We start from the raw sequence: 12,748 nt of genomic DNA, 5'->3' as shown, positions 1-12,748 counted from the left end.
TTGCCATAAAAAAGTGGCCAATCAATTTAAGCGTTTTAACTTATGCCAATCAAATTAGGAATTGTTCCCGTTACCCCATTTGAGCAAAACTGTTCTATCTTGGTTTGCCAAGAAACTGGGGATGCAGCAGTGGTTGATCCTGGTGGAGATATCGATAAGATTTTGGCTGGCGTTAAGCAACTAGGCGGTACCGTTAAAAAGATTTTATTAACCCATGGCCACCTGGATCATTGTGCTGCAGCCAAAGACTTATCAGATCAATTGGGCGTGCCTATCGAGGGCCCGCAAATGGATGAACAGTTTTGGTTGGATCAATTGCCCGAGCAAACAGTCCGCTTTGGATTTGGTCATGCAAAAGCATTTGTGCCTACTCGCTGGTTAGAGGATGGCGATCATGTGCAGGTTGGCAATGTTGATTTAGAAGTTCTGCATTGTCCCGGCCACACACCAGGGCATATTGTCTTCTTTGATAAAGAAGATCGTTTAGCCTTGGTGGGCGACGTGCTTTTTGCGGGTTCAATTGGAAGAACAGATTTCCCGCGCGGTAATCATGCTGATTTGATTAATGCCATTAAGACAAAATTATGGCCGCTAGGCGATGACGTGCAATTTGTTCCAGGGCACGGACCTATGTCGACATTTGGTAAAGAGCGCCAAACAAATCCCTACGTAGGGGATTGAGCAAACTTGAAGTGGGGTGCCTAATTAAAAATTAGGCTTTTGCTGAGCCGGTACGGTGTGTGCGGTTGTATAAACAGCTAGCGCAAATCCAGCGTTGCTTACGATTGCTTGTTGGAATCCAGGTGCCGCCTTCCAGACGCTTTTCGCGACTGCATGAAGAGCAAAACTTAAGGCTCTGTGAGGTTTCTTGGGTAGCAGCTGGAGTCGAGGTAGTCATGGGCAATCCGGGTAAGCCAAATCTTGTACAGAAGATCTATTTTACCCGTTTTGTCCCGCTGGGGCTGGGCTTAGGACGACTCTGACGGAATCAGCCGTTTTATTGCCATCAAAATCTAGCCAGGCCTTGTTTTCGAAGTCATAGAGCTTGCATTTGCGCGCGGTATCGAAATACCAAGCCCAAGAGAACTTTTGCACAAAAATACGCTCTGGAAGGATGGTTTCCAGGGTATTTTGGGCTTCTTGCAGGCGATATAGGGGGACGCTCATATCCACGTGATGGGCTGTGTGCTCCATAATGTGGTGCATTAAAGAGCCCCAAATCCAGTTAAAGGTCAAATGAACCGTGGTTGAAACAAAAGGCTGGGCGCGTAACCACTCAGACTTCTTGTCGTACCAAGAAACTTTTGGATGGGTATGGTGCACGTAGACTACAAAGCCAATCATGCCGTTCCAAAATAAGAATGGGACGGCAAAGCCAGTAATTAAGCCCAGCCAAACTGATTGACCAGTAGCAAGGGCGCCAGCAATAAGGCAGCCAATCCAGATGATGGCAAAGCCAGTTACCAACAAGTTGTCTTTTAGGAAGATTGGGCGATCGCCAGGTTTGTTCTTCGCATTAGGGAAGTACTCACGTCTCCACCAGATTTCAATAAGGTAGTAGAAAACTGGACCCCATCCGCTACGGTAGAGGCGTTCTAAGGCTTTGCGCCAAGCTGGTAAAGCATCAAACTCAGCCTTCGATAGCGGGGCCCAGACAAAGTCAAACCCTTTGAGGTTAGTTTGGCCGTGATGAACTACGTTATGGCCTACATCCCATAGACTATAAGGAGTTAGGGATGGCAAGAATGCGATGCGACCCAATACTTTATTGAGTTCGCGGTGTGGCGTATAGCTTTGGTGACACGCATCGTGACCAAGAATAAAGATGCGACCTGTAACGAAGCCGGCAACTACGCCCAAGATGATCTTGATTAGTATGCTTTCGACAAAAATAGTTCCAGCAATGCAGGCAAGCCACAAAACGGCATCTAGCACTAAAAGCGCGATTGCTTTCGCGGTTTCTCCTTCAGCCATTGGGATCAGCCAGCTGCGAATGACTTTTCGATGCGGCAACGGAAGATCGGGAGCCAAAGGATTGGCAATGGATGGCTCAGAGAGTGCAGGATTTAGATGATTTGACATGATAAGAATCAATAAGTTAGGTGCAAATGATAGCCTTTTTCACGAATTTACGCATGATGTAGGTCAAAAACCCCCCTAATTTGGTGCGCCCGGCAGGAATCGAAGCTTCGGAGTCCTCGTTCACATTTTTGCGCTAAATGATTTTAATAGTTTTAAAGGTAAACTCTATATAAAACAGGGGCTTCAAGGCTTTAAAAAATAAAATGAGCAAATCTATTTAAAACAATTTAACACAAACCAGTTCGCTCATTAAAATCTCATTGACTTCATGTGAGTATCGGCCTAGGATGAAAACATCTATATATCTAGAGGCTTTATGGGCAATAACGCGAAATTCGCCTTGATCGACGTTCAGGCCGACCAAATTGAGCTCGATCCAGACTTAAGTGAGGAAATTCGCAATTTTCAAAACGGCGCAGTGTTGCAGCCCGATTCCGATATTTTAAGCGTGCAAGCTGCTTTGCATATATTAATAGCCAATCCTCCGATGGTTCACAAAAAAGGTGAGCGCTATCAGTTGCTAGCAAGACCTGCTGCTTGGTGGCTAATTCAGCGGGTGGGACCTAAGGCAAAGATAACTTGCTTGGTGGCGGGCCGATTTTTGAAAGCTGAAAAGCTTCGTGAGTACAGCAACTTATCTCAAAATTTTGATCGACTTAATGCCCCTGCCCTTGCTTTAAGAGTCCCTAATCTCATGCGCTGGTTTGGAAGGATGCTTAACCAAAGGGAGTTAGCGGCTTGGTTTTTGGTTAAAACCAGAGACTACCGAGCGACTAATAAGCGTTTGGAGATGGAGCAAGAACAGGAAAATTCCAGGATTCGTCTTGAGCTTGAGCAAAGGGCATTGACCCCATCGGGCGGGAATAATGGCTAAAAGCCAAACCAAGACAGAGGAATCTGGGCAAGTTATATATGCCCAAAGCGAACCATTTAGGGAGATTGTTCAGGCGATCTTCCCCAATCATTCTTGGGAGTACTTTTTAGAAAATCTTGACCAAGAGGAGTTTGCTTGGTTTTTAGAGTTCATTTGGTATATCCGGCCAGACCATGGATTTCGGGCATTTAATGGGGTGCCCGAGCGGATTTCCGAAATTAAGAATGCCATGGGCGAGGACGCCACGATGGGTTCAATTCCTTGGGATGACTTAGAGAACAGCGCCCAGAAAATTTTGGATGCCATCAATGCGGCAACCTCGAATCAAAGGGTCAACCAGCAAGAGCGGTTTAAGGCGTTTTATGTTGGGCGACGCCAAAATTCCATGAAAAATGGTGCGATGCATTTTTCTAACCCAATGTATACGAACAGGTGCGGGAACTTTCTTCTTTACTCCTGTTTGCAAAATGATTTTGATGCTGCAACAAACGTTAATGATGTTGCAATGCAGCAAAAACTTACTTATGCAAGGCGATTAACGGGTCTTGTTTATGGTCAATATCATGAATTGGCAAGCAAAGAAATTGCAGGCAATCTGCCATCTCAAGAAAAGGTAAGGCTAGAGAGTCAGCGCTTAATTAAAGCCAATCTTTTGTCTGAAGCAAATCATTCGCGCTTTAAAAAAGCAGAAACCATCGTGCGTAGATTAAGTTCACAGTGGCTAAAAACAGATCTCGCGCTTGAATTAGGCAAATTATTGGAGTTACCCGGCGAGCAATTTCGTAAGCAGGCAAGTAAGCGTATTGAAGAAATTGCAAGGACCTTACAAGAGGACGGATTTAATAATGACGATGAGGGGGAGCATCCACTAGCTGAGCTGGCAAGCCTGTTAAAGATATTGGTAGAGCTGCCTGGCCATAGGGGTAGCGGTGGCGCAGGAGGTGGCGGATCTAGAAACCGTAGATACGATCCCGGAGCGCATATCTTTGCGGATCACTTTTTGGGCGATATCAGCGGGGAGGAAGATCGGTATGGGGATCCGATTATTCGTAGGTCAATGTGGGTGCCCCCATTAACGAGCGATGAGTTGGAGGAATTTGAAGAAAGCGGCGAAGACCCAACGGATGATTTTCTTGAGCCTCCGATAGAGCGGATTAAGTATCCCAAGGGCAAAGGCTCTCGCTTACGTCTTGATCAAAGCTCTAGTTACTCACAGCGTCTATTGGCGTCGAACAATCAAAGAATTTCCTGGGATCAAAAAACCTTAACGGGTGCTGAGCTTGTCCTCTTAAGAACATTTCTAAATAAGAAGGAGCGAGATGCTGGCTTTAATACGATGCCTTATTGGGCAACGATTGCGCTGCGCATGGTGGCGATTCTTGGCATCAAGTTAAGTAGGGCGCTAGAAGTCATGGGTGGACCGGAAAAGCCAGAAGAGTGGCTAAAGGGGCGAGCCGATTCCAAATTTGGATTAAACCTTCCAGAAGATTTAATTGAGTCAGAAAAAGAGTTAGCTCAGCGCTGTCCCCTAATGGCGCTTAAGTCTAAGATTGGCGATCGGGAAATCTATCTCTGGCGCTACAAGATTTGTTCTTATGCTTACTTAGATCGGATCAATCAAAATCAAGCCGATCATTGGAATCATGCTGATACCATTGTGTTTTTTGATTCCTCTGGAATTGCAAAAATTCTTGTTGAGCGCTACGAGGCAAAATCCTGCTTGGGCTATGCCCGGGCATTCTCAGAGATTGAGGCAGAGCAGATCAGCGGTTTTTGCCAACAGTATCTTGATGAATTTAATCAGGCTCACGATCTTGGTATTGGTGAGCGTAAGGTCAGTTTTGGCACCCTAAAGCAGTACGGAAATCAACATCTCATCAAATCGGGTGTCGATCAAGCGATGGTTGATTTGTTGGATTGGGATTTACCAAAATATTGGCGACCAGGCTTGCATTACCTCACCCATGATTTGCATAGTTATGTCGATGCAGGGGCCACTGGTTTGCAAAATGTCTTGATGGATCGCACGCGGCTGTTTGGCAAAAAAGATTTTTTATTGATGCCGCCTACACAGAACCCGATTTTGGGTTCTACGGGGCTGATTGATATGCGCGCCGTAAAAAATGGGATTGCCCAAATTATCAAAGATATTCGGGGCAACCTATCTGAAGAGGAGTCTGAAAATGATATGGAGCTCTGGGTTTACCGCTGGAATCGCTATACATTTTTAACGTCGCTGTGGTTTTGTATGGAGAGCTCAAACCGCCCTCACAAAATACCGTATGTCATGGCTGATCAAATCGATTCCATCTTTGGATCTATTGTGCTGCGCGATAAATCGAATGCCCAAGGTGATAAAGATCGTTTGGCCTGGATCTCAAAACCCCTGCGTGAGCACATGGAGCAATACGATGCCATAGCAGACCGATTGCAAAAAATGCTGATCCATAGCGGCGTGTCCACGCAAAAAAAGATGTACCCATTAGTCTTGCTGGAATTTAATGAGCAAAAAGGTTTAATAGCCAAGCCCTACACCGGCAAGCAGTTGAGAAAAGAGATTGGCGCGGCTTTTAATGGTGCTGAGCCTAATTTTTATCGTAAGTTTGTTCCTCATGTATTAAAGGATCAGGATTTGCGTAAAGTGGCCGTGAAAAAAAAGCAAGAAGCTAAAAGCTTGGCGAGCCCTTCAGAGTTGCCCTTGTTAGATGGCGCGATTAAAAATGCCTATGCCAATGAACTTCCCGAGGAATTGATTCGGGTTTGGTTGGGTCATTGGGTGACGGGCACAAGCCCCTACCACTCTTTTGGCGGCTTTAGTTTTGCCGCTTATGCAAAGCAGATAGGGCCCAGGTTGCAAAGCCTCATGAAAAGGCTCGGCTTTAAACCTGTGACGCTCACTATTCCTAAAAGTATTTTTGCCTCACGTGCGCTAGCCATTGTGACTAATAAGTAAATGAGAATGAATTTAATCGTCTTGGTATTTTGCGCATGAAAAAAGTCCGAGCCAAAAATAAAGGGTTGCTTGGTAAGGTAAGTGATCCCACCTCTCAATCACCTGTAATCAATGGCACGAAAAAATCGCAAATAAAAGGGATTTTGAGGCTAAGGGCTAATCTCAAACTTCTCTCAAGCTCACCATCGACATCCCTTGCTATGGGGGAGTTGCAAGATTGGATTACTCAGTATCCGCCGCCCAAGGTGGGGGTGGCAATTAAAAGGCGATCGACTCTTCCTAAGCCCGAAACCTTGGTTGAAGATATTGCCAATATTTTGTTTCAATCGATTGATATAACGCTGGAAAAGACCGGCTTGCTTGATCGCTGGCTTTTGCTCATGTTGGGCCTAGATGCCCAGCAGTTGATATTCGAATTGGTTGACCCCCACCCGCTCACACAAGAGTCGCTTGAGAACAGGGGCGCAAAAGAAATTGCGCAAGCACTCTTAGCAAAAAAGCATATTACAGAGCAATGCGATGAGGGTGCCATCGATCGGTATCTGAGTGATGTCATGAAATTGGCTTGTGATGATATGGCTTGGCAACGTTGGCTATTTAATTGTGTGGATGCGCAGTTCAAACGCTGTGCTCAAAAACTCAACTTGCCTTGGGAGGGCTTGGGTGTCCTCACGATTAGGGTGCCTGAGCCTAATCCCTATGCCAATGAATTTCATGAGGATCATTACTTAAGGCTATCCATCCTCTTGCGCGCGATCGAAGATGGCTATTTAACTGTGGATCAGTTGCGCGCCAGTAAGGCAAACATGCAGAGTGAGCCAGCCCAAATGGGCTGGTATTTATTTTGCTCAATTTTGTTTTCGGGTGTTTGTAGGCGCAAGCTACTTTTTCAAATTGCGCAAGTAAGTATTGGCAAGGGCCATTTAGATGAGCCCTTATCGAGCATATTTGTGCATAAAGAGTGGCCACTAGCCGCGCCGGAAAAAACATCTGATAAGAATGTAGTAGAAGAGGATTTACCTAAGCCATTAACACAAGATCGTTGGATTGCCGATCCGGTAAGCGCGATTATTCATCAGCGTTATCGATCCTCCTGGAAAGAGGTTCAGATGAGCCCTGATCGTAGTTGGAAATCGATTGAGGCTTTCTTGACGGGGCTGCTTGCTCAATTACAAGAGCCTGGCCATTGCCCTAAGCTAAGCCAACTTGAAAGAGAAAAAATAGCGCACGCATTAAATCATTTTTCTTCGCTAAAACGCCTCCTCATTGCGAGTGAAGGTTTTCAAATTCGCAGCCTCCCCTCTTATGTTTGGAATTATTTAGCGGGCAACTTTCAAACTACAGGCTTGCAGCCGGACTCCTTGCTTCGTTTGGCAGCAGTGATTCGCAACGCAGATGAAACGCCGCATTTTGAGTCGTCAAGCACACTGGAAAAGACGCCTAGAGACGATGTGAGTGATGAGCTCGCGCCAGACGAAGAGGTGGGCGCTCATTCGCAGTGGGTGTACAAGACGCTGGAAGAGTTGCGGAAGCTAAAAAAACTCGAGCATATTTCTGCTTTGGTAATAGACCAAGTACGGTCCAATTTAGATGAGTTAGATATTCAATATGAGGTTTCGCAGTATCCATTAACGCGCATGTTAGGGGCGTGGACACGGCATTTGTTAGAAACCTTGGCTGGCGGAAGAAATGAGCTCAATAGCACGCGCATGATGAGCTATGTGCAAACCTTATCCCAGCTCTTGCTAGAACAATATGAGTTAGAGCAGGACCTGTGCGACTTTACTGCTACCGAGCGTAAAGAAGAGCTAGATGACCTGCTTAAGCTGGTTCCATCGGCAAGCAAGCGAAAGATTGTGCGACGCGCTTGGCATCAACTGCATCAATTTCTAATCGCAAAAGGCGATATTGCTGCGGTGCATTATGACAATAAGTCCCGTAATCTCGCCTCTGATACCGATGCTGAATATATTAGTGAGCCAGAATTTCAGGTAATTGCTCGGCACCTGTATTACCAGACCTGCCATGGTAAAGAGGCCATTGAAAAAAACGTCTGTTTAATGGCCTTGACGCTAGCCTATCGTTTAGGACTGCGACGCTCAGAAGTGATCCAGCTGGGTACCAGTCATGTGGTCGTTAACAATGGTGGGATCGCCACGCATTTGGTCGTGCAGCGCTGGAACCTGCGGCGACTGAAAACGCCCTCTTCCACGCGAGTCATTCCATTAAAAGGACTGTTGCTAGATCAGGAATTGGGATGGCTCAGCGTCATGGCAAGATCTAGATACGTTGGCAATCTTTTTTCAGGAAACCTATTAGAGCTATCTGCAAAGGAGGCGCATGACCATTGCTTTGGCCTTCGTGTGAAATCGAGCGGCATAGCTGAGCAGTCTGATGGATTAAGCAAGTCCGATCGTGATAATTTAAACAGCCTCTTTGTTCATGAAGTGGGCACGCTGATGCCCAATGTCGAGCGGATCGTCGATTTGATTCACCTAGCTATGCGCGCGGTTACAGGTCGCGAGACAGTGCGCTTTCATCATTTGCGCCACTCTTGCGCTACAAATACTCTGCTCTTGTTGGCAGCTCCTGAGTTGACCCATTCTTGGCCATTTTTATTAGATGTGATGTACGGCGGTATTCAGAGTATTGAGAATCAAGGCTTAGATCTTTCAAAGTGGCAGATGAATGATTATTCCCAAAGGGCAGTACAGATTAAGGATTTTCAAGCGCGATCACGCGAGCTGCGTTTGCAATTATTCAATGACCCCAGAGTGTCCTATTCGCAGTTGTATCTGGTGTCACGGTTGCTTGGACATTCATCGCCAGTCACGACATTACAAAGTTACATTCATGTGATTGATCTCTTGGCTGGAGCGTACGTTCATGAACGGATCTTTGAATTGCCCCAAGGTTTGGTAATCAACTTATATCCCGATACTGCAAGAAATTATCAAAAGCGTAAAAACCAATGCTCTATTGAAGCGTTGTTAAATCAAGCCCCGGTAGTTGGTGAGGCCACAGAGCAAGACTTTGAGCTATCCACCTTAAATGAGCAACGCAAAGCCCATCGCAAGCCAAAGCTAAAGACAGACTTACCAGCCTCTTCTCTCTTAGAGTTTGTGCATCAGCACCCCAAAGGTATCGCGTGCCTTTATCAATTACTAAAACGGCACCGCGGCGATAGAGAGACATTTGGCCATTACTTACAGCTGCATGGCTGGAGCCCAGAATTGGCGCAAGACGCCATTACTAGAGCGCAGAATTTAACCGCTACATGCGCACTAGATCAGCCCAAGCGCGCAGTGTTTATTCGTAGAACCGGATTATCAAATCTAACAATTGAGGGGGCAGATACTGTTGCAGGCGTTGAGGTACAAGATCGAAAGCCCGGTGAAATTGTGAACGGGATTTACTTGCCTAAACCCATTCTAATTAGGGGTAATCAATTGCAGGTAAAGGATTGGAGTCTGATCATTTGCAAATGGATGGCCGCAAACCCTAAAGAGGCGGCATGGTTACTAAAAGACTATGTTGCTCAGCGAATGAAATTAGAAGTTAATCAGCTTCGGATCAAAAAGAAAGTTGCTATTGATGGGCGAAGTCCTTCAAGTGTAATTGAGCAATACAAAACTCTTTTTGCCCTCCTGGGAATTAAATATGAGGAAAACCCTCTGGGCCTAGAGCTGATTAAGCTGGGCAATAAATCAGAAAAAATTGAATGGGCTATCTTGAGATACACGCTTTATTTGGCAACTATGATTTGTTGAGGAAATTTCTGCAGCCAGCCAAAGGCGGCTATCGAGTCAATTGCTGCCGCTCACACAATCGATTTTGAGTTGTTTGAAGGTCTGAGTCCGGCCAACTTGGGACAGTCACCTACACATACCTTGGCAAGGCAAATGGGAACTAGCGTAGGAATGATAGAGCGGCATTACAGCAAGATGACGGCAACGATGGCAGCAGAGAGGCTGGCTTAAACGAGGGGTGGGGGTGTCGTGTTAAACACGACACTTTATTTGTATATGAGCCCTTATATGCAGATTAATACTGCTTTTTGTAATTAAGCTCCTGCAGGTAGGGGTTTTCAAGGTAAAATTCTGTTCAATAAATTAACCCTATGTGTAGCATTGTTTAGTCAAATTACTGAATCCTTATGAAATTGCTCAATCTTAAAAAAATCATTCTTTCTCTTGGATTTTCGTTGTTCTTTAGTGCCGCAGCATTTGCTGTTACTTGCACGCCAAATACTTCGCTTGTGAATGCTGTCGGTCAGACCTGTACGGATTTTCTAAATGGTGCAACGGGCATTACGATCCAAAATGATGGGACGATTGGCGCTAGCAATCCCGTATTTGACGCAATTAAAAATGATACTGGAGGCACCATTACTAGCATCGTAAATACAGGTACGATTGGTGACAATACTTCCTATAATGGTATCTGGGGTGCAGGGGCGATTGGCACTATATCCAACTCAGGAACAATCAAGAGTACTACTGCAAATGGTATTAGGCTCGATGCCACCGCCACTTCGATTACCAACTCAGGAACAATTCTTCTGACTGGTGCCGCTACAAATGCAATTCTAACTTTAGGCTCGACTGGAACCATAACAAATACTGGAACCATTACTGGTGTTACTTCTGGTATTTACAATATTGGCGCAATTACCACCTTGAACAACTCGGGAGCCATTTCCGCTGCTGGAGTTAGTGGTGGTGGAAGCTTTTCGACGGCTGGCGTTGATGTTCATGCAGCAATTACTACATTGACAAACACTGGCAGCATTCGTGGTACCGACACTGGGATTAACAATGCCAGCATTATTACAACCTTAAATAACAGTCAGGGTGGCAATAGCTCTAGTGCCGCAACAACGGCGCTCACATATAAGGGGGCGCTTCCAACAAATTACAGCATTCTTATAAACTCGACCACAAATTATGGACAGCTTGCTGTAACAAGCGGTAGCGGTGCCACCGCATTTGGAATTTATACGGGATCTGTCATTTCAGCCAATAGATACACATCAGTCTTCACTGGCGTTACGGGAAGCAATTTCTCGGTCAATAGCGGCACTTATAATGGGTTGACTTGGAATTTAAGTCAAGTTGGCACTTCGGGTGTTTGGGATTTATTGTTCCCAACTTATGTTTTTGTTCCATCTACACCCAATACTCAGCAGTCATTAGTCAATACAGCACAAGTATTGCAGGGTACGGTCACCGTTGTTAATACGGCGCTAACAAACAGTTTTTCGTATGACTGCAATGAATTTGGTGCAAACAATATTTGCGTTTCAGCAGGGGGTCGTAATACAGCTGTATCTGCTATGAACGGTTTGAACAACACTAGCGGGCTATTGATTGCCGCTTATCGCCCACATTCTAATTATCGAATTGGTGCCTACGCAGATCAAAATCTTTCTGTTAACAATGCTGGGTCTACGGTAAACCTTGGTAATAACACGCCGTTGATCGGGTTGTTTGGCGCCTGGAATGAGCGCCTTGATGGCACTGGTACTGAAGTTAAAGTTTCTGCTGCTTACGGACAAAAGAACACTACTGTTACACGATCAGTTGTGGGTACCAGTGAGGCTGGAAGCGGCGGCGCACCTATCAATAGCCAAGGTGCACAAGTGACGGCTAAGTATGGTTTCGGTATTGCTGAGAATGTGATTGTTAGCCCATATATTGGCATGCGTTACACACAGAACAATATGAATAGCTATACAGAATCAGCCAGCTCAAGCGTTACTGCGCCACTTACGTACTCAGCATTAAACACAAACGCTACAACTGCACTCGCTGGCGTTGGCGCTTCATATAAATTTATCCCACAAGCAGTCGTATTTGCTAGTGCTGGTGTTGAGACAGACACAAATACTGCGAACGGGTCTTACTCTGCGACTGGTGTTAATGGCTTAACTGCAATTAACTTCAATGCCAATCCTGTAAGAACTCGCCCAACAGCTACATTGGGCGCTGCTTACGATGTGGCTAAGAATCAACGACTTGGAGTAACTGGCATCTATAGGCAAGAAGCCTATCAAGCCGTCTCCTCAACGACAGTGATGGCGACTTATACGATTGGTTTGTAAAGCTTGTAATTTAGCCTTCAATAAGAGACCTGCTACGGCAGGTTTTTTGTTATTAGCGACCGTTTCTTATGGGTCGGACTCTGCCTGTGGTTAGCAATTAACGCAGATGGCCGCTTTGAATCTAGAGGCGGCCACTTATTTGATGAGTGTTGGTAAGTCTTGTTAAAGGCTATTGAAATCTTGAAGGGGTGGAAGATGTCGCCCTCGAATTAATCAGGACTTAAATCCCTTCGAAATGTTTTAATAATTTATCGAGTTCGGCCAAGATTTTCCTGGCCTGTTCAAATGCTTCTTGAGAAAAATGGGGCTCATAATCGTGCCAGTCGGTCATGTCTGCCTTTGTGTGCGACTGCAAAGTTCTTTTGCACTCTGCTGAATTTTGCGGAACGGGTTTGCTCAGTACGCTCAGAAGCAAGCCCTCAAGACAGGGTCTTGAGCCTACCATCTCCACCTTATTTTTCTTTGCAATTTTTTTGAGGCTATCGGACCAAGCAATATCCGTATCCAGGAGTGCAATCTGTTTATCGAAACTAGCAAGCCGTATATGGCGAAGAACCTGATTGACAATACTATCTGGTCCGCCGCCTTGTGCGTTGCGAATCGTAACGTTAACGCCAGCGCCGTCTGAGCAATACATATTTCTTAAGTGCTTCAAGAATGCGTACTCGCAATCTCCCTCGCCTACTACGAGGAGCGTTTTTCTTTGGCGGCGATTTGGTTTAGTCATGACTGAATA

8 protein-coding genes are annotated in these 12,748 nt (G+C 45.6%); 5 read left to right on the top strand and 3 right to left on the bottom strand.

Annotated features, from left to right (window positions below):
- Positions 1-42 precede the first annotated feature (42 nt).
- A complete protein-coding gene (locus tag ICN11_RS06145; protein ID WP_216863151.1) occupies positions 43-681 on the top strand; it encodes an MBL fold metallo-hydrolase in 639 nt (212 codons plus the stop codon).
- 31 nt (positions 682-712) lie between these two features.
- Here ICN11_RS06145 and ICN11_RS06140 read toward each other — a convergent pair whose 3' ends face one another.
- Entirely contained in the window at positions 713-898 is a 186-nt protein-coding gene (locus ICN11_RS06140) for a hypothetical protein (protein ID WP_112202563.1), read from the bottom strand.
- A 41-nt stretch (positions 899-939) separates the two neighbouring features.
- The gene (locus tag ICN11_RS06135) at positions 940-2,082 is read right to left on the bottom strand and encodes a fatty acid desaturase (RefSeq protein ID WP_255539902.1); all 1,143 of its coding nucleotides are present in this window, start codon (positions 2,080-2,082) and stop codon (positions 940-942) included.
- A gap of 316 nt (positions 2,083-2,398) precedes the next feature.
- Here ICN11_RS06135 and ICN11_RS06130 point away from each other — a divergent pair, with 316 nt between their 5' ends.
- The 4 genes from ICN11_RS06130 to ICN11_RS06115 all read left to right on the top strand — a co-directional run bounded on the left by ICN11_RS06130 (position 2,399) and on the right by ICN11_RS06115 (position 12,012).
- A complete protein-coding gene (locus ICN11_RS06130; protein WP_216229591.1) occupies positions 2,399-2,956 on the top strand; it encodes a hypothetical protein in 558 nt (185 codons plus the stop codon).
- Positions 2,949-5,909 (top strand): hypothetical protein, encoded by a 2,961-nt coding sequence (locus ICN11_RS06125; RefSeq protein ID WP_216229590.1) that lies wholly within the window; start codon positions 2,949-2,951, stop codon positions 5,907-5,909. The genes ICN11_RS06130 and ICN11_RS06125 overlap by 8 nt, the downstream gene beginning before the upstream one ends.
- Positions 5,910-5,944: 35 nt before the next feature.
- Entirely contained in the window at positions 5,945-9,679 is a 3,735-nt protein-coding gene (locus ICN11_RS06120) for a hypothetical protein (protein WP_216229589.1), read from the top strand.
- A 386-nt stretch (positions 9,680-10,065) separates the two neighbouring features.
- Entirely contained in the window at positions 10,066-12,012 is a 1,947-nt protein-coding gene (locus ICN11_RS06115; RefSeq protein WP_216229588.1) for an autotransporter outer membrane beta-barrel domain-containing protein, read from the top strand.
- 220 nt (positions 12,013-12,232) lie between these two features.
- Here the strand turns inward: ICN11_RS06115 and ICN11_RS06110 are convergent, their stop codons facing one another.
- On the bottom strand, positions 12,233-12,739 hold the full coding sequence (locus ICN11_RS06110; protein WP_216229587.1) for an RloB domain-containing protein: 507 nt from the start codon (positions 12,737-12,739) through the stop codon (positions 12,233-12,235).
- Positions 12,740-12,748 lie beyond the last annotated feature (9 nt).

The sequence above is a fragment of the Polynucleobacter sp. 78F-HAINBA genome (assembly GCF_018882325.1).
Lineage (GTDB): Bacteria > Pseudomonadota > Gammaproteobacteria > Burkholderiales > Burkholderiaceae > Polynucleobacter.
This window is presented reverse-complemented; position numbering and strand designations above follow the sequence as displayed.